The 21,730-nt window shown below is 42.4% G+C and carries 20 protein-coding genes; 15 read left to right on the top strand and 5 right to left on the bottom strand.

Annotation, left to right across the window (positions count from 1 at the left end; all coding sequences use genetic code 11):
* Positions 1 to 290 precede the first annotated feature (290 nt).
* From purL to WA256_RS08285, 4 genes are all read left to right on the top strand, one after another.
* Entirely contained in the window at positions 291 to 4,175 is a 3,885-nt protein-coding gene (gene purL, locus WA256_RS08300; protein ID WP_058585839.1) for a phosphoribosylformylglycinamidine synthase, read from the top strand.
* Positions 4,176 to 4,365: 190 nt separating this feature from the next.
* A complete protein-coding gene (locus WA256_RS08295) occupies positions 4,366 to 6,834 on the top strand; it encodes an intermembrane phospholipid transport protein YdbH family protein (RefSeq protein WP_335990440.1) in 2,469 nt (822 codons plus the stop codon).
* Entirely contained in the window at positions 6,827 to 7,009 is a 183-nt protein-coding gene (locus WA256_RS08290) for a YnbE family lipoprotein (RefSeq protein ID WP_054551055.1), read from the top strand. Before WA256_RS08295 ends, WA256_RS08290 begins: the two co-directional genes overlap by 8 nt.
* A gap of 9 nt (positions 7,010 to 7,018) precedes the next feature.
* Entirely contained in the window at positions 7,019 to 7,354 is a 336-nt protein-coding gene (locus WA256_RS08285; RefSeq protein ID WP_335990434.1) for a YdbL family protein, read from the top strand.
* 75 nt (positions 7,355 to 7,429) lie between these two features.
* On the opposite strand, the gene WA256_RS08280 is transcribed toward WA256_RS08285, so the two are convergent.
* Entirely contained in the window at positions 7,430 to 7,972 is a 543-nt protein-coding gene (locus tag WA256_RS08280) for a DUF1415 domain-containing protein (RefSeq protein ID WP_063529699.1), read from the bottom strand.
* 50 nt (positions 7,973 to 8,022) lie between these two features.
* Positions 8,023 to 9,282, bottom strand: coding sequence for a lipid IV(A) 3-deoxy-D-manno-octulosonic acid transferase (waaA, locus tag WA256_RS08275; protein WP_335990432.1), 1,260 nt, complete (start codon positions 9,280 to 9,282; stop codon positions 8,023 to 8,025).
* A gap of 153 nt (positions 9,283 to 9,435) precedes the next feature.
* Between waaA and WA256_RS08270 the strand changes: the two genes are divergently transcribed.
* The 3 genes from WA256_RS08270 to hldE are packed head-to-tail and all read left to right on the top strand — an operon-like array spanning position 9,436 to position 12,983.
* The gene (locus WA256_RS08270) at positions 9,436 to 10,923 is read left to right on the top strand and encodes a capsule assembly Wzi family protein (RefSeq protein ID WP_335990430.1); all 1,488 of its coding nucleotides are present in this window, start codon (positions 9,436 to 9,438) and stop codon (positions 10,921 to 10,923) included.
* 30 nt (positions 10,924 to 10,953) lie between these two features.
* A complete protein-coding gene (locus WA256_RS08265) occupies positions 10,954 to 11,544 on the top strand; it encodes a D-sedoheptulose-7-phosphate isomerase (RefSeq protein ID WP_054560969.1) in 591 nt (196 codons plus the stop codon).
* Positions 11,544 to 12,983, top strand: coding sequence for a bifunctional D-glycero-beta-D-manno-heptose-7-phosphate kinase/D-glycero-beta-D-manno-heptose 1-phosphate adenylyltransferase HldE (hldE, locus tag WA256_RS08260; RefSeq protein ID WP_335990426.1), 1,440 nt, complete (start codon positions 11,544 to 11,546; stop codon positions 12,981 to 12,983). The genes WA256_RS08265 and hldE overlap by 1 nt, the downstream gene beginning before the upstream one ends.
* On the opposite strand, the gene WA256_RS08255 is transcribed toward hldE, so the two are convergent.
* Complete coding sequence (locus WA256_RS08255) at positions 12,973 to 13,695, bottom strand: 3-deoxy-D-manno-octulosonic acid kinase (RefSeq protein ID WP_335990424.1); 723 nt, start codon at positions 13,693 to 13,695, stop codon at positions 12,973 to 12,975. The two genes, hldE and WA256_RS08255, sit on opposite strands and share 11 nt — an antisense overlap.
* 124 nt (positions 13,696 to 13,819) lie before the next feature.
* Here WA256_RS08255 and WA256_RS08250 point away from each other — a divergent pair, with 124 nt between their 5' ends.
* The 6 genes from WA256_RS08250 to glpG all read left to right on the top strand — a co-directional run bounded on the left by WA256_RS08250 (position 13,820) and on the right by glpG (position 19,040).
* A complete protein-coding gene (locus WA256_RS08250) occupies positions 13,820 to 14,878 on the top strand; it encodes a glycosyltransferase family 9 protein (RefSeq protein WP_335990422.1) in 1,059 nt (352 codons plus the stop codon).
* Positions 14,878 to 15,429, top strand: coding sequence for a D-glycero-beta-D-manno-heptose 1,7-bisphosphate 7-phosphatase (gene gmhB / locus WA256_RS08245; RefSeq protein WP_130166226.1), 552 nt, complete (start codon positions 14,878 to 14,880; stop codon positions 15,427 to 15,429). The genes WA256_RS08250 and gmhB overlap by 1 nt, the downstream gene beginning before the upstream one ends.
* Positions 15,430 to 15,578: 149 nt before the next feature.
* Positions 15,579 to 16,775 carry a glycine C-acetyltransferase gene (locus WA256_RS08240; RefSeq protein WP_054560964.1) on the top strand — a complete coding sequence of 399 codons (1,197 nt, stop codon included), beginning with the start codon at positions 15,579 to 15,581 and terminating at the stop codon, positions 16,773 to 16,775.
* Between the two features lie 55 nt (positions 16,776 to 16,830).
* A complete protein-coding gene (tdh, locus tag WA256_RS08235) occupies positions 16,831 to 17,856 on the top strand; it encodes an L-threonine 3-dehydrogenase (RefSeq protein WP_054551064.1) in 1,026 nt (341 codons plus the stop codon).
* A gap of 54 nt (positions 17,857 to 17,910) precedes the next feature.
* Positions 17,911 to 18,228, top strand: coding sequence for a thiosulfate sulfurtransferase GlpE (gene glpE, locus WA256_RS08230; protein ID WP_054560963.1), 318 nt, complete (start codon positions 17,911 to 17,913; stop codon positions 18,226 to 18,228).
* Positions 18,225 to 19,040, top strand: coding sequence for a rhomboid family intramembrane serine protease GlpG (gene glpG / locus WA256_RS08225; protein ID WP_062566430.1), 816 nt, complete (start codon positions 18,225 to 18,227; stop codon positions 19,038 to 19,040). The genes glpE and glpG overlap by 4 nt, the downstream gene beginning before the upstream one ends.
* A 41-nt stretch (positions 19,041 to 19,081) precedes the next feature.
* On the opposite strand, the gene WA256_RS08220 is transcribed toward glpG, so the two are convergent.
* Positions 19,082 to 19,450, bottom strand: coding sequence for a flagellar basal body-associated protein FliL (locus WA256_RS08220; protein ID WP_371351978.1), 369 nt, complete (start codon positions 19,448 to 19,450; stop codon positions 19,082 to 19,084).
* Between the two features lie 201 nt (positions 19,451 to 19,651).
* Here WA256_RS08220 and WA256_RS08215 point away from each other — a divergent pair, with 201 nt between their 5' ends.
* Entirely contained in the window at positions 19,652 to 20,197 is a 546-nt protein-coding gene (locus tag WA256_RS08215) for a chorismate--pyruvate lyase family protein (RefSeq protein WP_063527719.1), read from the top strand.
* Complete coding sequence (ubiA, locus tag WA256_RS08210) at positions 20,194 to 21,072, top strand: 4-hydroxybenzoate octaprenyltransferase (RefSeq protein ID WP_063527718.1); 879 nt, start codon at positions 20,194 to 20,196, stop codon at positions 21,070 to 21,072. The genes WA256_RS08215 and ubiA overlap by 4 nt, the downstream gene beginning before the upstream one ends.
* Here the strand turns inward: ubiA and WA256_RS08205 are convergent, their stop codons facing one another.
* Positions 21,073 to 21,693 carry a 2OG-Fe(II) oxygenase gene (locus WA256_RS08205; RefSeq protein WP_063527717.1) on the bottom strand — a complete coding sequence of 207 codons (621 nt, stop codon included), beginning with the start codon at positions 21,691 to 21,693 and terminating at the stop codon, positions 21,073 to 21,075.
* Positions 21,694 to 21,730 lie beyond the last annotated feature (37 nt).

The following is a 21,730-nucleotide window of genomic DNA, read 5'->3' as shown; positions in this document are numbered from 1 at the left end:
CCATTACATTAGTGTTATAACAAAACTTCTAAGCCACGTCACTTGGCGAATAGTTTTAGTTATCTATTTAAAAATTAATAACTATAACAAGGCATCTGGTAGATAAGTCATACAGAACAAGTACCTGCAGAGAAATAAAGACGACTAAGATAGTTAATTGTTGCAACCATAAAAGCGGTTATGAAGATTATTTAAATAAAAGCGTAATTTTGAGTTAAATCTAGACGTTATTTGCACTATAATATGCGCCTAAAATATCGTTCAATCCCTAACCCCGGATGAAAATACCTATGTTGATCCTTCGTGGTGCACCAGCACTTTCCGATTTTAGAGTTCAGAAAATTTTAGCGCGTTGCCAACAGGCACAACTTCCAGTCACTGACGTTTATGCTGAGTTCATGCATTTTGCTGATCTTACAGCCGAGCTTTCAGCTGATGAGCAAACCAAGCTGGAAAAACTGCTTACTTATGGTCCAACAATTGCCGAGCATACCCCTGCTGGCACGTTAATTCTTGTAACGCCGCGTCCAGGTACTATCTCGCCTTGGGCATCAAAAGCAACTGACATCGCACATAACTGTGGCTTAAGCCAAGTTCACCGTGTTGAGCGTGGTATTGCATACTACGTAGAAGGTAATTTATCAGCTGAGCAAACAGCTGAAGTTGCAGCGTTATTACATGACCGCATGACTGAAGCAACGCACGCGGATATGGCTGATGCAGCTAAATTATTCCGTCACGATGAGCCGCGTCCAATGTCATCAGTTGACATTTTAGGTGGTGGCCGTGAAGCGCTTGCTAAAGCAAACGTCGAGCAAGGTTTTGCGCTTGCAGATGACGAAATTGATTACTTGGTAGAAAACTTCCAAAAGTTAGGGCGTAACCCGAACGACATCGAATTATTCATGTTTGCGCAAGCAAACTCTGAGCATTGTCGTCACAAAATCTTTAACGCCGATTGGACAATTGATGGCATCGAACAGCCAAAATCATTGTTCAAAATGATCAAAAACACTTACGAGCAAAACCCTGAAAACGTGCTATCTGCATATAAAGATAACGCAGCGGTAATGAAGGGCTCGTTAGCAGGTCGTTTCTTCCCTAATGTTGAGGGTGAGTACGCGTACCATCAAGAAAACATCGAAATCTTGATGAAAGTTGAAACTCACAACCACCCAACAGCGATTGCGCCATTCTCAGGTGCATCAACAGGTTCTGGTGGTGAGATCCGTGATGAAGGTGCAACAGGCCGCGGCTCTAAACCTAAAGCTGGTTTAGTTGGCTTCACTGTATCTAACCTACGTATTCCTGGTTATGAGCAGCCATGGGAAACAGACTTTGGTAAGCCTGGTCGTATCGTTAATGCACTTGATATCATGACTGAAGGTCCATTAGGTGGCGCGGCATTCAATAACGAATTTGGTCGTCCTAACTTACTTGGTTACTTCCGTACATACGAAGAGAAAGTATCAAGCCATAACGGTGAAGAAGTACGTGGTTACCACAAGCCAATCATGCTTGCAGGTGGTTTAGGTAACATTCGTTCTGAACATGTTCAAAAAGGTGAAATCCCTGTAGGTGCTAAGCTAATTGCACTAGGTGGTCCGGCAATGAACATCGGTCTTGGTGGTGGTGCTGCCTCTAGTATGACATCAGGTCAATCAAACGAAGACTTAGACTTTGCATCTGTTCAGCGTGAAAACCCAGAAATGGAACGTCGTTGTCAGGAAGTTATCGACAAATGTTGGCAGTTAGGTGATGCAAACCCAATCGCTTTCATTCACGATGTGGGTGCAGGTGGTCTTTCAAACGCATTCCCTGAGCTTGTAGACGACGGTGGTCGTGGTGGTAAATTCCAACTTCGTGACATTCCAAACGATGAGCCGGGTATGGCACCACACGAAATTTGGTGTAACGAATCTCAAGAGCGTTACGTATTAGCTGTTGCAGCAGAAGACTTCGCGCGCTTCGAAGCAATCTGTAAACGTGAGCGTGCAGAATACGCTGTTATTGGTGAAGCAACAGAAGAGCGTCACTTAACGGTTGAAGATAGCCACTTCGGTAACAACCCAGTTGATCTTCCGCTTGATGTTTTACTTGGTAAAGCACCAAAAATGCACCGTGAAGTTGAATCGAAAAAAGCGCAATCTCAACCATTAGACGTTGCTAATATTGATGCTGCAGACGCTGCACAGCGTTTATTACGCTTACCAACGATTGCTGAGAAAACATTCTTAATCACCATTGGTGACCGTACGGTAACGGGTTTAGTTGCGCGTGACCAAATGGTAGGTCCTTGGCAGGTGCCAGTAGCAAACTGTGCGGTAACAGCCGCTGCGTTTGATACTTACCACGGTGAAGCAATGTCACTAGGTGAACGTACACCAGCTGCACTTTTAAACTATGGTGCTTCTGCTCGTTTAGCTGTGGCTGAGTCACTAACGAACATCGCGTGTGCTAACATCGGTGGCCTTGAAAATATCAAGCTATCTGCAAACTGGATGGCTGCAGCAGGTCACCCAGGCGAAGATGCGGGTCTTTACGAAGCTGTTAAAGCGGTAGGTGAAGAGCTTTGTCCGGCACTTGGTTTAACTATTCCTGTGGGTAAAGACTCAATGTCGATGAAAACTCAATGGGATGAAAACGGCGAGCAAAAATCGGTTACTGCACCATTATCATTGATCATTACTGCCTTTGGTCGTGTTGAAGATGTGCGTAAAACAGTAACGCCACAGCTACGTACTGATAAAGGTGAGTCATCACTATTATTAGTTGATTTAGGTGCGGGTCAAAACCGTATGGGCGCATCAAGCCTTGCACAGGTTTATAAGCAACTAGGGGATGTAACGCCTGACGTTGATAACCCTGCATTATTAAAAGGCTTCTACGAAGCAATGCAAGCGCTTGTTGCTGATAACAAGCTACTTGCTTACCATGACCGTTCAGACGGTGGTTTATTCACTACGGTTGCTGAAATGGCATTTGCTGGTCACACAGGTGTTACTGTTGACCTTGCTGGCTTAACAGGTTCAGACATCGAAGCGCTTTACAATGAAGAGCTAGGTGCGGTTATCCAAGTGGCAAACGCTGACTTAGACGCAGTGAAAGCCGTTCTTGCAGACCATGGCTTAGCAGCTATCAGCCATGAAATTGGCGCACTAAACGCTGATGATCGTGTGGTATTCACTCGTGGTGATGATGTGGTTCTTAACCACACGCGTACTGAGCTTCGTACTATTTGGGCAGAAACAACTTACCAAATGCAAGCACGTCGCGATAACCCTGAGTGTGCTAAGCAAGAGTTTGACGCTAAGTTTGACGCAAAAGACCCTGGTCTTAATGTAAAACTAAACTTTGACTTAAACGAAGATGTTGCAGCGCCTTACATTGCAACTGGTGCGAAGCCGAAAATGGCGATTCTACGTGAGCAAGGTGTTAACTCTCACTTAGAAATGGCGGCGGCATTTAACCGTGCAGGCTTTGCCGCGGTTGACGTGCACATGAGCGACATTCTTGAAGGTCGTTTAACACTTGAGCAATTTAAAGGCTTAGTGGCATGTGGTGGTTTCTCTTACGGTGACGTATTAGGTGCTGGTGAAGGCTGGGCTAAGTCAATCTTATTTAATGAGATGGCGCGTGAGCAGTTCCAAAGCTTCTTCCACCGCGAAGATACATTCAGCTTAGGTGTGTGTAATGGCTGTCAAATGCTTTCAACATTGAAAGAATTGATCCCAGGCACTGAGCACTGGCCACGTTTCGTAACGAATAAGTCAGAGCGTTTTGAAGCTCGCTTTAGCCTTGTAGAAGTACAAGAAAACCCATCGGTATTCTTTAACGGTATGGCAGGTTCACGTATGCCTATCGCTGTTTCTCATGGTGAAGGTCATGCTGAGTTCGCAAACGGTGATGCAGTTAAAGCAGCGCTTGAATCAGGTACTGTGGCAGTGAAGTTTGTTGATAACTACGGTAACCCAACAACGCAATACCCAGCTAACCCGAATGGCTCGCCAGAAGGTATCACAGGTATTACCTCTACTGATGGCCGTGCAACGGTTATGATGCCGCACCCAGAGCGTGTATTCCGTACTGTTGCTAACTCATGGCACCCAGATGAGTGGACTGAGGATAGCCCATGGATGCGTATGTTCCGCAACGCTCGTAAAAACGTTGGCTAGAACTTAATTGTGTGCCTAGCTATACAAGCTAGGTTCATACAAACCGTTTAAACTAAAAAGGCTGCACTATCATGTGTGGCCTTTTTGTTTATAATGACGCTAGTTGCTAGTTGCTAGTTGCTAGTTGCTAGTTGCTAGTTGCTAGTTGCTAGTTGCTAGTAATTGTAAGTTCAAAAGCAAGGAGAGTTTTTTGAGTTTTAAGCGGGCGTGTATTGGGTTACTTGGTATCGTGCTAAGCATGGTGCTGTTGGCGTATCTGTTCAGATTACCACTGACATCGTGGTACTTAACGCCTATGCTCAGTAAAAATGGCGCTGAGCTTCACTGCATTGATTGGTCATTGACTCGCAAGCTTGATTTGAATATCGAGAAATTATGCTTAACCTACCAAGGACAGCAAATTGAGTTAGCTGGCATTATTGCGAATAAGCAACAGGTTAGTGTTTCTCGCGCTAACCTCATCGTTAGTGACCTTACAAATAAACAACAACCAGACGCTTCACAGACTGAATTTAAAAAGCTTGCCTTGGTATTACCCGAGCAAAGACCGCTAATAAGCATTGAGCAGCTTGATGTAGTCTCACCGTTTACCGACACCCCTGTTAGGTTGGCGATACAAGAAAAACGCCTGAACCATTTTACGATTTCGCGGGATCTTAATGCAGACGTTGCAATATCTAATTATGAAGTCAAAGCCAATGTCACGTTTGATGAGCTAGTGGCAGAGCGATTCGTAACATTGCCAACAAACAGCCATTTTACCACTCAGTCACAGATTAAGTTTGATGGAATTACGGTTGCAATTGAAAGCTCAATTAATGCAAGTTATCAGCATGTGGTAGAACAGTGCGACCTAGGCTTTACCACTGAAGGGCAATTGAGTGCTAAGTATCAATTAAATCAACAGCACTTATACGCGGAATTATCAGCTTTACAAAATCAGCTTAGCGCAAACCGAGATTGCTTAAACACCATAGCAGATCAACAGCATCAATCATTTATTGAAGCGCAGTTACCGCTTACTTGGCAGTTACACATTGAAAAACCAGTCAGTGTAGAAGGTGAGCTGCTATCAATCCCAACTGTAAAGCTGCAAGCTACAGAAGGGCAAAGTGAGGTGACAGTCAGTAATACGAGCCTTTCTTTACAGGATCCGCTGGCATCACTTAATAGCCAAGTTAGCATTGATTTTAATAGTAAAGATATAGATGAGCTTAAACTCAATGCGCATTTGCATGAAAGCAGCGTTAGCGCTGATTTTCAACTTTCAATGGAGTCATTACCAGCATTTTTAGATTTTCAGGCTGACGGTGCTCTGGTTGAGGGTATTGGGGCTAAAGGAAAGCTAGATATCGATGAGTTATTTACTAGTCCTACAGCTAAACTGAATACCAATATCAGTGCTAAAAATGCGCTAATATCAGGTGCACAGTTAGCTGATTTTAGCAGCGCGATTGACGCTGAGTATAATGCCCAGCAGCACCTTGTTGTTAAAGCCAATAGCAAGGTTAAATCATTAAATTATGATGATATTAGCGCAGTAAAAATAAGTAATGAGCTAACCCTTAGTACAGACCTCAGTGTGGGGGAATTATTTGCTGATATTGATGCCAAAACCACTGCCGCCAAATTATCAACAGCAGAGCTTAGCTTAAATAAGCTGTCTGTTGTGTCAAAGGCTCTTCAAAGCCGCGCCTTGCAGGCAACGCATCATGTATTTGCAGATGGCTTTGAAGCGCTTGTCAGTCATCATATGTCTGAGGTTGCGCATCCGTTTGAGTTGGTGATACCAGAGCAAGCCGTATCCAAACTTAACCCAATAATTGCTCAGTTTGAGCCGCTTGCTACAGTCACCGACGGAGTCGTTTCGGGCAATATAAAAGGGGATGTAAATCTTCAACAAGCACAGGGCACTTTGCAGGTAGATAAACTTAGTGCGCTTTATAATGATTATCTAGCGAATGATTTTGCAGTGAATTTGAACGGCACGTTTAATTCAGGCCAGCTTAATATTGCAGCGACTAAATTTACACTCAATGAACTGCGCGCAGGTGCCGTGGTCAAAAATATACAAGGTCAGTTGCAGGTAACAGCTAATCAGCCTTGTGCAGCTAATCTAACTGGTCAGGTTATGGGCGGGGCATTTGTGGTGAATAAGTACTGTCCACTCAGTGATAACCAAACCGCGACTGTTAAATTTGAAAATATTGATGCCAGTAAATTGGTCACCCTTGATGCAGAGTCTGGCATTAGCTTAAGCGGGCGCTTAGCTGGCACCTTACCTGTTGTTATAAATAAACAGGGCATAGAGGTAAAGCAAGGGCAGCTAGTTAATCAAGGTGATGGTAAATTACTGATTACTAATAATGCAGGTTTTGAAGCTGTAAAAGCGCAGCAACAGGAGCTGAGCACAACGCTGAGTTTACTTGAGAATTTAGATATTAAAAAACTACGTAGCAGTGTTAACCTCAAACCAGATGGTTGGTTACATTTAGGTGTTAATTTAGAGGGTTATAATGAAGCGCAGCAGCAAGCAGTGAACTTTAATTATAACCATGAAGAGAATGTATTTACCTTGCTTAGAGCGCTGCGTTTAAGTGATGAAATTACTCAAAAAGTTGAGAAAGAGTATGCAAAAAAAGGAAGCAATGATGGCTAAGTGGTTAGTAATGCTGACGGCGGTAGGCATGCTGAGTGCCTGTACCCACCGTGTTGAGGTGGCAGCAAAAGAGCCGATTACAATCAACTTAAATGTAAAAGTTGACCATGAGATCCGCGTAAAAGTGGATAAAGAACTTGATACCTTATTCAGTGATGACAGCGAATTATTCTAAGGAGCACACATGCGTAAATTACAACTTAAAAAACTAAATGTGATCACCTTGATCAGTGCTGTTTGTTTATCTTTCTCAGCTTGGGCTATCAGCCTTGATAATGCAAAGAGCCAAGGTTTAGTGGGTGAAGACAGCTCAGGCTATTTAGGTTTAGTGGTTAATAACAGCGAAGCAAAAGCGGTCGTTGATGAAATTAATGCAAAGCGTAAAGAGCAATATTTAAAACTTGCGAAAAAGAATAATCTTTCGTTAGCGCAAGTTGAAGCCCTTGCTGCGGCAAAAACTATCGAAAAAACGAAGCCGGGTCACTACATTGAAGTGAACGGTGAGTGGGTAAAAAAATAGCTCACTAAATTTAATAGCTATAAAAAATAAAAAGCCAGCATTGCTGGCTTTTTATCTATTAAACGCCGGTAGGTGTTAGCGCTTATCGATGCAGTTTTGCAGCAGCTGCTGCCAAAAGTCGATGCCTTTGCGCCTTGCTAGTTTAATGTTGTGCTCTGGGATAGATTCGGGTTCATCGTAGCTGTCTAACGCTTCGCTCATGCTGGCTTCACGGATCAAATGCAGTGTTGGGTAAGGTGCACGATTCGTATAGTTTGCAGCATCGCTGTCATCGCTATCAGCAAACACATAGTCAGGATGAAAGTTGGCTATTTGATACTTACCTTCATAGCCTTGCGCAGCTAAAAGCGCATTGGCTAAATCGACTAAATCTAAGAACTCTTCAAAATCCTTAAAGCCTTGCTCAAACATTAACAAAGTGGTTTCGCGCTCTGCTTGTTGGTCTAATGCGCTACATTGCTCAAGCATATCCATTACTGCATCATCAAGAGTAGTAGACTGGCTGATTTGATAATGAATGCAATTGCTTTCAACTTCTTTACGGGCAAACGGGCAGAAATTGTATTTTACGATTACGCTTGATACCCATTCGCGCATTTGTATTTCTGGGCGATTCATCGCTTGCTTTGAAGTCACATTATTTCTCTATTCTATTTTACTTTTCTATCTTACTTTTCTAAGTAATGCTCAATTAAATTAACCGTTTTACTGATGGCGCCTTGATTGTTAGCAACGCATTTCGCAGCTTTTTGACCGAGCTTAATCGTCTTTTGTACATCAGTGCTCAAAGCGATAAGTGTGTCAGCAAGGTGATTTTCATCGGTAACGGTTTTAGCTCCCTGAGCACTAATCAGTTCAGGATAAATATGGTCGAAGTTATAGGTATGAGGGCCTGCTAATACGCCAACAGAAAACGCTGCTGACTCTAACGGGTTATGGCCGCCTCGCTCTATTAAACTACCGCCAACATAGCTGATGTTTGCCACACCATATAAGCATTGTAACTCACCTAACGTGTCAGCTAACACAACTTGTTGGTTGTTATAGTTATCTTCACTGCGACGACTAAAGCTCAAATTTGAGCTTTTTAATATCTCCGCGACTTTATCAAATTGCTCTGGGTGACGTGGAGCAATAATCAAAAGTGCGTGGGGTAACGCTTTTAACAGCTTTTCATGAGCAGTTAAAATAAGCTCATGTTCAACAGGGTGAGTGGAGCCTGCAACCCAGATAAAGCGCTCGTTGTTATACTGTTTTTTTAGTGCTGCAACTTTATTTAATTGCTCTTCTGTAGGCGTGATATCAAATTTAATTGAGCCAAATACGCGTGCCTTTTCAGGTTTTAAACCAAGTTCAATAAAACGTTTGGCATCATTTTGATTATGACTAGCAAGATCGCTAATTGACTGCATGATCACCTTAGTTAAAGGCATTACCTTTTTGTAGCCTTGCTGTGATTTAGCTGAAAGTCGGGCATTTAAAACAAGTACTTTTGTGCCGGTGTTGTTGCTTTGCGCCATAAGGTTTGGCCAAAGCTCAGTTTCTAAAATACACAGTACCTTTGGCTGGATTCGTTTTAAAAATCGATTCGTAGCGAAGAAAAAATCAATCGGTAAATAACAGCAGCTAACCGCATCTTTAAAGTTATTTTTTATTTGCTCGCGACCCGTTGGGGTATTACAGGTTACTAAAATAGTAAGTGTTGGATTTTCTGATTGAACGGCCTTAATAAGCGGCGTTGCTGCTAACACTTCCCCTACAGAGGCACAATGGAAAACAACATCGTGATGTGACAAATTCGAAAAGCCAAAGCGCTCAGCAAAATGCTCACGGTAACCCTTATTCTTTTTGCCACGTAAAACATACAGGTAAAAAACAACCAGTGGGCTTAGTAGGTATAAAAGTAAAGAGTATAAAATGCGCGCCATTGCTTAGCCTAAATGGGTAAAACGTTATGATAGCGTGGAACATACTCGATCTAAATATAAAATGTTAAAAAGGGTTATCAATGAGAGTTTTGAGTGTTTCGCAGTGGCATATTTGGTAATATTTCGGTTACTTAAGAAATCAACGAAGCAGTTATGAAATTTAAAATGATAAAAGCCACGGTAATTGGTGCTTTTTTTTGTTGCTCAATGCCTTTATTTGCAACACCAACCGCCTACTTACCTATTGGCATGGATGCACAGCTAGATCATCAATTAGATACTTTGTTTGCACTAACCTTTGGCACACCTATGGCTAAACCCTATCGTTTAGCAGAAGTCGAGAAAGCGCTTTTGGTGCTTGAAAAGGAAAAGCCAGAGTTAGCAGCCGCTATTCGCTTTAAAATCAAACCCTATCAAAGTAATGATGCAGTGACTCGTGTCGGTGTAAAATTACAAGTGGATACAGATAATTCAATGAAAATTGCTAACCAACGCGGACTCAGCTCTGATGAGTGGGGACAAGGCTTTTTCGAAGGTATTTGGCGTGCCAATGACTACACGTTAGTACAAGTTGGTGTTGATTATCGAGCCAAAGCAAATAAGTTTGTAAATTACAATTCGTTTATCAGTTTTGCCGGTGAAGATTTGCAGTTAAATCTTGGTTATAAAGAACACTGGTTCTCGCCGTTTAAGCATTCTGCGCAAATCATTTCTACCAATGCTAAAACTGCACCCTCTATTTCGATTGGCATGGTAAAGCCTGCTCATAACTGGTGGAATTTTGATTTTGAATTGTATTATTCAGAGTTAGAACATGTTGATAATGGTATTCTATATCAAGGTGAACTTCATAGTGGTACACCAAAGCTTGCAGGAACGCATTTTAGTATTGAGCCACTTGATGGTTGGAAGCTGGGTCTTAATCGAATGATGCAGTTTGGCGGTGGTCCTCGTAAAGTAGATGCTGGTGATGTGGTGGACGCATTTTTTGATCCGGCAGGTAATGACAACTCAGGCCTTACTGGTAGTAAAGATAATGAGTTAGGTGATCAATACGTAACAATTACCAGCACTGTGAATTTTAATTGGGGAATGCCAGTTGAGCTTTACTTTGAATATGGTGGTGAAGACACAAAAAATCATAAGAACTACCAATTTGGTAATACTGTTAGTAATTTTGGTTTCTTCTTACCAAAGCTGAGTAATGAGATGTCGCTTAGGTATGAATATACCAATATGCACAGCTTGTGGTACGTCAATGAAATTTACCCTGCATATGGTAATACGGTTGGTGGTTTTGTAACCGGTCACTATGCGGCTGATCAGCGATATACTGACTTACATGCCAATAGCGTTGCGAGAGTTTACGCTGATGCGCCTCCCACACAAGTGCATAGCATGGAGTTAACTTATAGTGAAAGCTACCGTTCATTCTGGCGCAGTAAGCTAACATTGATAGAGAATGAAAGTAACTATTTAAATGAGTGGGGTCAAACGACTGGCGATTATGAACGTGCCGTTGAACTTCAACTAAGTAATACACGTCTATTAAATGAGCATACACTAGAGACAACTCTTACCTATGGTGAAGATGTATTTGGCGATAACTATACTTGGTTATCTGTTGCCTATTTTTGGTAAGCAAGCCGTTAATACTTTTAAGGAATATTTATGTCTAATCTTGATTCTGTAGCGGCAAGCTACCTCGAAAGTTTAAATCGTCATCAAATGTTGTTTGAAACGATGGAAACCTACCACCCTGAAGTAATGCAACTACTCGAAGCTTGCCACAGTGCTTTGCAAGCAGGTGGTAAGGTTATTTGGTTTGGTAATGGTGGTAGCGCGGCTGATGCGCAGCATTTAGCTGCAGAGTTTGTTGTGCGTTATAAATTGGAACGTGGCCCACTTGCTTCTATCGCATTAACAACAGACACCTCAATTTTAACCGCTCACAGTAACGACTATCATTTTGATACTGTATTTGAGCGCCAAGTGCAGGCGTTATGTAAACCTGAAGATTTGGTGATTGGCTTAACCACCTCAGGCACTAGTCCTAACATCAATCTTGCACTGGCAGCGGCAAATGAAATCGGCGCCTTTACTGTGGCATTAACTGGCCGAGATGGTGGCAAGGTAAAAGATATCGCTAAGCTACCTATTATTATTAAAAATGATGAAACCGCGCGTATCCAAGAAGCGCATATGTTTATCGGGCATTGGCTATGCGAAGCCATCGATATGGTTGTAGCGGAGCAAAAGTAATGGATTTAGCGTTACTAAAGAACCTTTCAAAGGCACGTATTTTGGTCGTTGGTGATGTCATGCTAGATAGGTACTGGCATGGCGACTCAGGGCGTATTTCACCTGAAGCCCCTGTACCTGTTGTAAAAGTCAGTAAATTTGAAGACAAAGCTGGTGGTGCAGCAAACGTCGCAAAAAATATTGCCCGTTTAGATGGTAGAGTGGGCCTACTAGGATTAGTTGGTGAAGATGAAAGTGGGCAAATCCTCGAAACAATTTTAAGTTCAGAGAAAATTGATTCGCAATTAGTCAGTGTTTGCGATTTACCGACTATTTCTAAAATGCGAGTAATCAGCCGTCATCAGCAAGTTGTGCGTTTAGACCTTGAAGAGAGCTTTACTGAGCAACACAGCCAATTGTTGTTAAATCGTTTAGAGCTGGTTTTAGATGACTACGATTTTGTGTTGTTTTCTGATTACAACAAAGGCTCACTGAGCTTAATTCAACAAATGGTTCAGGTTGCAAAGAAAGCAGGTAAAACGGTTCTTATTGATCCTAAATCATCTGATTTAAGCTTGTATCGTGGTGCCGATTACATAACCCCTAACTTAAACGAATTTAAGCTTGCTGGTGGTTTGACGGACTCTGAGCAAAACTTGACAGACAGCGCTCGTAAGTTAATTAGTGAAGCGGGCATCACTGCTATGTTGTTAACGCGCTCAGAGCAGGGTATGTCGTTAATCAGCCAAGCAGAAAAACATGATTTTGCAGCCCAGCAGCTAGAAGTTAGCGATGTTACTGGTGCCGGCGATACTGTAATTGCAACATTAGCAGTGATGCTTGGTGCGGGTATGGCTGCAAAAGATGCCGTTGAAATTGCCAACCTTGCTGCCGGAATTGCGGTGAGTAAACTGGGTGCCGCAACCGTGTCGCCAGAAGAGTTGAGCCGTAAGCTTGGTCAATATTTACAGCAAACTGGCGAGCATTACCAAACGCCGTTTGAAGATGTGCTTCAGCACATTGAGTTTGCTAAGCAAAATGGTGAAAAAATAGTGTTCACTAATGGCTGTTTTGACATTCTTCACGCAGGTCATGTGCGCTACCTAGCACAGGCAAAAGCACGAGGAGACAGGCTGGTTGTTGGCTTAAATAATGACGAATCAATCTCTCGTTTAAAAGGCCCAGAAAGACCAATTAATCCGCTGGATGAACGTGCCATGGTATTAAGTGCGCTAGCGTCAGTTGATTGGGTTATTCCATTTGGCAGCATTGAAGAAAATGACACGCCAGCTAAGCTTATTGAGCAAATTAGCCCTGATGTACTGGTTAAAGGCGGTGATTACACCGTTGACCAAATTGCTGGTGCCGATCATGTATTACGCCATGGCGGCAAAGTCGAAGTACTTGAGTTTCTTAATGGGTGCTCAACATCAAACGTAATTAGCAAAATTAAGTCTTAAGCAATTCTTGGTAGTCACACACCAGTGACTGCCAATCACTTTGTTGCCAATGCATCACTTCATTACGGCCTTGCTCTTTTGCAAACGAACGGGCAAGGCGCTTAATGTTCTCTGTTTGCCAGCTAGCATGTGGCTGTTTGATTTCACCGCGGTCAAAGTCAATGATAAACACCTTACCTGTATCATCGAACAAGATGTTATTAATGTTTAAATCTGCGTGATAGACGCCATGATTGTGAAACTCGCTGAGAGTCACTGCTATCGCTTTTAGCTCAGACTGGCTAAGTGGGCGCGTGATTAAAATATCTAACACGCTTTTTGCGCCAGTTACAGCTTCGGTAATGATATCGCCGCGATAGATTAAGCCACGGGTGGTCACTTTTGCCGCAATAGGTGTCGGCACGTTTAGGCCAAGCTCAAGTAAGCGGATCATCAGTGTAAACTCTTTATAAACACGAGTTTGCTTTAAACCAAAATATAAGTACTGATCGCTCAGCAACTTACCTATTAAACCACCACGCCAATAGTGGCGAAGAACGCCTGTAAGCTGTTGATGTTTAAAAAACCATGCTGTTGCGCGACCTTTTTTTGCTCCAACGATTTTATCTTGTTGTTGCCAATAATTGGCATCGAACCACTGTTGCGTGAGCTCATCTTTATAAGCTGGGTGACACAAAAGGGTGGTGTTCTGCAGATGCTGAGTTTCAAACATAACAACTTCAAGATTAAATAAAATAAGCGCTATCTTACCGTATTTTTAGCTTTTCGCATAAGTGCTTGCATTAGCATCAAGTTAATTTAAGATCGCATATTATTTGCTGTAGCTAAGGGCGCACGTGACTCAATCAACCTCCTATTCAGATATTTGTATTTTAAGGCTTTCGGCTATTGGTGATGTATGTCATGCCGTATCAGCAGTGCAAGCAATTCAAAAGGCACATCCGAAGGCAAAAATTACCTGGGTGATTGGTAAAGTTGAGGCCATGTTACTGGCTGATTTACCAGGTGTTGAGTTTGTTGTATTCGATAAAAAGCAGGGCAAACAGGCTTATCAGCAACTAAAAGATACGTTCAAGGGGCGTAAATTTGATGTGCTCTTACATATGCAAGTCGCACTAAGAGCGAATCTAGCTGCCCGCTGTATTCCGGCAAAAGTCAAAGTGGGGTTTGATTGGGCGCGCTCAAAAGAGTTACATAGCTTGTTTATTAATAAGCGTATTGCCCCGCAATCAGAGGCGCATGTATTAGAAGGCTTTAAAGGTTTTGCTCAAGCAATTGGGTCGCCTGATTACAAACCTCAATGGCAAATGCCAATTACCGAGCAGCACCAACAAGCAGCCGATGCGCTATTAGGTGAAGAACGTTTAGCCGGGCGTATTTTTGTTATCTCGCCTGCGGCAAGTAAAAAAGAGCGTAATTGGTTACCCGAGCGTTATGCTGCACTTGCTGAACATGCTCATCAACAAGGCTTTTCGGTAGTTATAACTGGCGGTCCAACTCCTTTAGAAATTGAACTTGCCGAGCAAATTATCGCGCAGAGTTCGGCACCTGTGCTTAACTTAGTAGGGAAAACCCAACTAAAAGAACTGTTATGTGTTTTGAAATGTGCGGCGTTAGTGCTAGCTCCTGATACTGGGCCTGCACACATGGCTGTAACGGTAGGAACGCCTGTTATTGGTTTGTATGCCCACTCAAACCCAAAACGCACAGGGCCTTATTTATATCAAGATTATGTTGTTGAGGTTTATCACCAAAATTTACGTGAGCAAACAGGCAAAACAGCGCAAGAGCTACCTTGGGGAACACGCGTTAAAGGGGCTGATTTAATGGCGCAAATAAGTGTTGAAAAGGTGATTTCGATGTTTGACCACGTGGTAGATAAAGAGCAATTGTAATGAGCAAAGTTTTATTTTTAGACCGTGATGGTGTGGTCAATATTGATCATGGCTATGTATACAAACCAGAAGAGTTTGAATTTGTACCCGGTGTATTTGAGGCGTGCAAAGCCTTTACTGATGCGGGCTATAAAATTGTGGTGGTAACTAACCAGTCAGGTATTGGCCGTGGTTATTATTCAGAGCAAGATTTTTACAACCTCACTGAGTGGATGAAGAGCGAATTTTTACGCCATGGCGTTACTATTCTTGATGTCTATTTTTGTCCGCATCATCCAAGCAAAGCTGAGCCTGCCTATTTGCAAGAATGTAATTGTCGCAAGCCTGCCCCAGGTATGCTTTTACAAGCCATTGATGAGCATCAAATAGACCCATCACACAGCATTATGGTTGGCGATAAACTTGGTGACCTTATTGCCGCTGAAAGAGCCAACATCGCGACCCGAGTTTTAGTTCGCTCAGGGCAAAGTTATGCCGAGTCAACAGAACAACACGCCGATGTAGTCTGTGAGTCTTTAGCTGAGTTACCTGCTTTAGTTTTACAGTCTTAGCAGGTAAGACCAGTTTTATTTCGCAAGCCTTAAGGTCTGCGACGAACTGCAAACAGTGCAATTGTTCGTCTAAGCTTTTACAATAGGCGCAAAATTTAATGTCATGCTAATCATTTCTGGTTAGATACAAGAATATGTGGAGATTACAGATGAGAGCATCTGCGTTTTTTAATCAGTTGCAGCAGCAAATTGATGAAGTGAAAGCTGAAGGCTTATACAAAAGCGAGCGTGTTATCACGTCACAGCAACAGGCTCAAATTGAAGTTGCCTCTGGTGATAAGGTCATTAACTTTTGTGCTAATAACTACCTTGGCTTAGCAAATAGCCCAGAGTTAATTAAAGCAGCTCAACAAGGCCTTGACGATCATGGTTTTGGTGTTGCGTCTGTACGCTTTATTTGTGGTACTCAAGATATTCATAAAACTTTAGAGCAAAAGATCTCTGAGTTCTTAGAAACCGAAGACACTATTCTTTACTCATCATGTTTTGATGCCAACGCAGGTTTATTCGAAACAATCTTAGGCCCAGATGATGCAATCATCTCTGACGCGCTAAACCACGCTTCGATCATTGACGGTGTGCGTCTTTGTAAAGCAAAGCGTTTCCGCTATGCAAATAACGACATGAGCGACCTTGAAAAACAACTTATTGCTGCTGATGAAGCGGGTGCTAAAACTAAGCTAATCGCCACTGACGGTGTTTTCTCAATGGACGGCGTAATTTGTAATCTAGAAGCGGTTTGTGACCTAGCTGATAAATATGATGCATTAGTGATGGTTGATGACTCTCACGCGGTTGGTTTTGTTGGTGAAAATGGTAAAGGTACGCCAGAGTACTGCGGTGTACTAGACCGTGTTGATATCATCACAGGTACCCTTGGTAAAGCACTTGGTGGCGCATCAGGTGGTTACACTTCAGGTAAAAAAGAAATTGTTGAGTGGTTACGCCAACGCTCTCGTCCATACCTTTTCTCAAACTCACTTGCACCATCAATTGTTACTGCATCAATTAAAGTACTTGAGATGCTAAGCAATGGCGGCGAATTACGCGCTAAGCTTTGGGATAACGCAAAGTATTTCCGTGAACAAATGGAAGCAGCAGGATTTACCTGTGCAGGTAAAGACCACGCTATTATCCCTGTCATGTTAGGCGATGCTAAAGTTGCCTCAGCCATGGCTGACAAATTACTTGCTGAAGGTATTTACGTAACAGGTTTCTCATTCCCTGTAGTACCAAAAGGCCAAGCACGTATTCGTACGCAAATTTCTGCGGCGCATACAAAAGAGCAATTAGATACCGCTATTGCTGCCTTTACCCGTATTGGTAAAGAAATGGGTGTTATCTAATTTTATTTCCTAAACCGAAGCTTTTGCTTCGGTTTTGTTTAATTGAGTATAAATCATGAAAGCATTATCTAAATTAAAAGCAGAACCAGGGATCTGGATGACTGATGCGCCAAAACCTGAAGTTGGCCATAACGATCTGCTTATTAAAATCCGCAAAACAGCAATTTGTGGAACGGATGTCCATATTTATAAATGGGATGAGTGGGCACAAAATACAATTCCTACGCCAATGGTTGTTGGTCACGAATATGTAGGTGAAGTGGTTGATATGGGTCAGGAAGTCCGTGGTTTCCAAGTGGGTGACCGTGTTTCTGGCGAAGGTCATATTACCTGTGGTCACTGTCGTAACTGTCGCGCTGGTCGAGTGCATTTATGCCGTAATACAACTGGTGTTGGTGTAAACCGCGAAGGTGCATTTGCTGAATACCTTGTTATCCCAGCTTTCAACGCATTTAAAATTCCAGATAACATTCCTGATGAACTAGCATCAATCTTTGACCCATTCGGTAATGCAGTGCACACAGCGTTGTCGTTTGACTTAGTAGGTGAAGACGTATTAATCACAGGTGCTGGTCCTATTGGTATCATGGCTGCTGCTGTTGCCAAACATGTTGGTGCACGTCATGTGGTTATCACCGATGTAAACGAATACCGCTTAGATTTAGCACGTAAAATGGGCGCGACTCGTGCTGTAAACGTAGCAACTGAAAAGCTTGAAGATGTAATGAAAGAGCTTGGCATGACCGAAGGCTTTGATATTGGTCTTGAAATGTCAGGTGTGCCAGTTGCATTTAACAGCATGCTAAACAACATGAATCACGGCGGTAAAATTGCCATGTTAGGTATTCCACCTTCAGATATGGCGGTTGATTGGAACCAGGTTATTTTCAAAGGTCTAATTATTAAAGGTATTTACGGCCGTGAAATGTTTGAAACTTGGTACAAGATGGCGAGTCTAATTCAGTCAGGTCTTGATCTGAAACCAATTATCACTCACCAGTTCTCCGTGGATGACTTCCAAGCAGGCTTTGATACAATGATTTCAGGCCAATCAGGTAAAGTAATCCTCAACTGGGATTAATACCGAGTAATTTGATAAGGCGGCTTTGGCCGCCTTTTTAGTTTAGAGAGTACTATGTCGTATAAACATATTTCAGTGAGCGAAACATTTGCGCTGTTAGATAAAGAAGAGGTTGTGATTGCTGATATTCGCGATCCTAACTCATTTCAAACTGGGCATATCCCAGGCGCTGAGCATTTATCAAATGCTAATATCAGCGAATTTATGATGCATAAAGAGTTTGATCAGCCAATCATCATCGTTTGCTATCATGGTGTGAGTTCTCAAGGTGCTGCGAGCTATTTAGTAGAGCAGGGGTTTGAAGACGTATACAGCATGGATGGTGGCTTTACAGCTTGGCAAACGCAACTTCCGGAGCACATTGAACGATGATTGAGTTGGGTAGCATAAATAACCCTCGCGCCGCACAAGGCTTTATAGATTACATAAAAAGTAAGGGCTTACATGGAGAGCTGCGCTCGCAAGATGGACAAACTGTGATTATTTGTGTTGCTCCAGAGCACTTTCATCAAGCTCAACCACTTTGGCAGGAGTTTGCTGCTAACCCTCATGACGAAAAATACCAACAAGCTTCATGGCAGGTAGGCAGTACACAATCGCCTCTGTCATATCAAGGGCAATCCCTTAATTTAAAAGCTCGCTTTAAGGCATTAAGCTGGCTAAACCGTACAGTTACTTTAGTCTCGATAGCAATATTTATTGCCTTCTTATTAGGTGGTTTTGAAACTATTTACAGTATGTTGCAGTTCAACCCTGCACAGCCACTAACTTGGTTTACACCTGCCATTGTGCATTTTAGCGCTATTCATCTTATTTTTAATTTGATCTGGTGGATGACGCTGGGTAACGATATAGAAAAACGCAGTGGCAAAATAACCTTAGTGGGTTTATTTTTAGTGACGGCATTCATTAGTAACTGGGCACAGTTTTTAGTAGTTGGGCCTAACTTTGGTGGTTTAAGCGGCGTTGTGTATGGTTTACTGGGTTTTTGTTGGATCTACAGCGTAATGAGGCCAACAGAGCCGCCACTAGTAAGTAATAGCATTGTCGGTTTTATGCTGGTATGGCTTATTCTAGGCTTTGTAGATATGTTGCCTGTGAGTATGGCGAACTGGGCGCATTTAGCGGGGTTATTGGCTGGTATGGCTTATGCCGTGTCAGACAAGCTGCTTTCACGAAAATAATCGCGTAAATAAAAATGGCGGCTAATGCCGCCATCTTACAATTAATGATATAAATACTTAGTAAATAACACTTCTCGGACAATCTCTTGTCCTGTTTCTTGTTTTAGCAGTGCTTTTAGCTTTTCGGTGCAGCGCTTTCTGATTTCTTCGCGACCGGTAAGCGATTTAATGTTTTCTTCAGGCTCTTTTGAGAGTATTTCAACAATCGCATCACGCAATAGTGGAGTGTGATGTTCTACGATTGCGATATCAGATAGATCATTGAGCATGAGATCCACCGTTATACGAACATAGCCAAGCTTTTTATTACCTTGACCTATGTAGTTTGTGATGATGTCAGGCTCAAAACCAAAGTAGCCAACATTTGATTCAGCGCGTACAGACCAACTTGTTGCAGTAACAAGTAGCATGCTTATCAAGTAAATTGATAACAATGATTTTTTCATAGTTAAGAATATTCCACCCTTTCAATGATTTTTAGTCTATACCCAAATTCACTTAAGATACAGGCTGTTCTGCGTTTTTTAACCCTGCTTGAGATTAAATCATGACTTTTTCGAAACGTGCAGCAGTGATATCATTTGCACGGTTTTTAAAAATAATGAGTCGTTGTGATCACATTCCCAGTTTCATTAGCTGCAAATTGGCAGCCTGCTTCAGCATTTCCAGATTTGACGCAACAACAGAAAAGTTGGTTGCTTGAAGCTGGGTCATTAACAGCCAAGCTTAAAAGTCACTGTCAGGCCTTTTCAGTTGAAGTTTTAAACGAAGCACCCTTTGACCTAACCTGCGAGCAACAAGCGTTACTCAATACCTCTCTAAGTCAGGCTTTAAACCGCGAAGTGTTACTTCTATGCGATGGTAAACCAATGGTGTATGCACAAAGCTGGTTGCCGGCAGATGATACATTAAAAAAGCAGCAGTTACTAAGTATGGGAACAAGGCCGCTTGGTGATGTTATTTTTCAAGACCCAAGCTTATCGCGCACAGAAATAGAAGTTGCTGAATTTTCACAGCAGCACGCTATCCAAGCTTTAACATCTGAAATCGGCTTCTCTTCACAACCATTGTGGGGAAGACGCAGTGTTTTTAGCTTATCTAATGCTCATTTTCTCGTGGCTGAAGTATTCTTACCTGGAGCGTATATTTACCTATGAAGCTAGCTGCACTTAAGGTCGCACATATACCTTACTATAAACAGTTAATGCGTACCGATAAGCCAATTGGCACCTTGTTGCTATTATGGCCAACTTATTGGGCGCTGTGGCTTGCTGAGCTTGGCACACCGAGCTTATTAAATTTTGTGGTTTTTAGTTTGGGCGTCTTTGTGATGCGTAGTGCCGGCTGTGTAATTAATGACTTTGCCGATCGTAAAATAGATGGCTCTGTTAAGCGCACAGCCCAGCGACCGCTGGCAGCAGGTTTGGTATCAAGTGGTGAAGCTCTGAGCTTATTTGTACTGCTTATTGTGGTGGCCTTTGGTTTAGTATTAACACTAGGGTGGTCAACGATATTACTGTCGTTTGGTGCCTTAACACTGGCGTTTTGTTATCCCTTTATGAAACGCTACACGCAATTACCGCAAGTTGTGCTTGGTGCTGCATTCAGTTGGGCTATTCCAATGGCCTATATGGCATCAATTGGCTCAGTACCATTAGAAGCATGGCTCCTATTTACCGCGAATCTTGTGTGGACTGTGGCTTATGACACTATGTATGCCATGGTTGATAGAGATGATGATTTAAAGATTGGCGTTAAATCAACGGCAATCTTGTTTGCCAGCTATGACAGACACATCATCTTTTTACTCAATGCCTTGTTTATTACGATTCTTGCTTACATAGGTATGAGTAATCACCTTGGCTTGCCTTATTGGCTGGGCTTAGCTGCAGCGGTTGGTTTTTTACTTTATCAACAAATGCTTATTCATAAACGAGAGCGAGATCCTTGTTTCAAAGCATTTTTGAATAACCATTATGTAGGGCTAGTGATTTTTATCGGTATAGCAGCATCCTTGCCACTGACATTTTGATTACCTTGGTGGGTCGATAATACCGCTGATTGAGGCATTTTTTCTGAACCAGCCCGCAATAGAGTAGCGTACATCGTTTGCGGGTAATACTTCATGCATAAAGCGTTCGCTTTCAAACATCACCAATAAGCCCGCTTGAGGTTTAATGACAATTTCAATGTCTTTACTTTTTGGTTTGTAGATCACCAATTCACCGCCAGACTCTGGCGTATTTAAGTAACAAACCGTAGTAAAAATGCGATTCGAACGGCCTTTGAAGGCATCATAGTGCTTTTTATAAAAGTCACCTTTTTGATACTTTGCATAATGGCATTCATAGTCAAATAAGCCTAAATAGAAGCCACGGTTTAGCTGTGTCTTTATCGCTTCCATGGTCGCAAGATAAGTAATTTGTGCTTGGCTTGAGCTATCAAACCAAAAGGTTTTATCTTTACGCACAGTTTTATCTATTTGTTGGTCGTTTAATCGGCCAATACCTGCGGTATGAAAATGCGGGTTAATGCGATAGCAATCTGCAATTAAATCAGCAATTAAGCTTTCATCAATCGCGTTTTCAACAACAGCATATCCTGTACGTTCAATAGCATCTAAGTATGTGTCGGTAATTAGCGGTGCGGTCATTCATGTGCACAATCAAAAAAAGGTGCGTAAGTGTATA

The sequence above is a fragment of the Pseudoalteromonas sp. CH_XMU1449-3 genome (assembly GCF_037027245.1).
GTDB lineage: Bacteria > Pseudomonadota > Gammaproteobacteria > Enterobacterales > Alteromonadaceae > Pseudoalteromonas > Pseudoalteromonas shioyasakiensis.
Note: the sequence above shows the minus strand (reverse complement) of the source record. Positions and strands in the feature narration are given on the sequence as shown.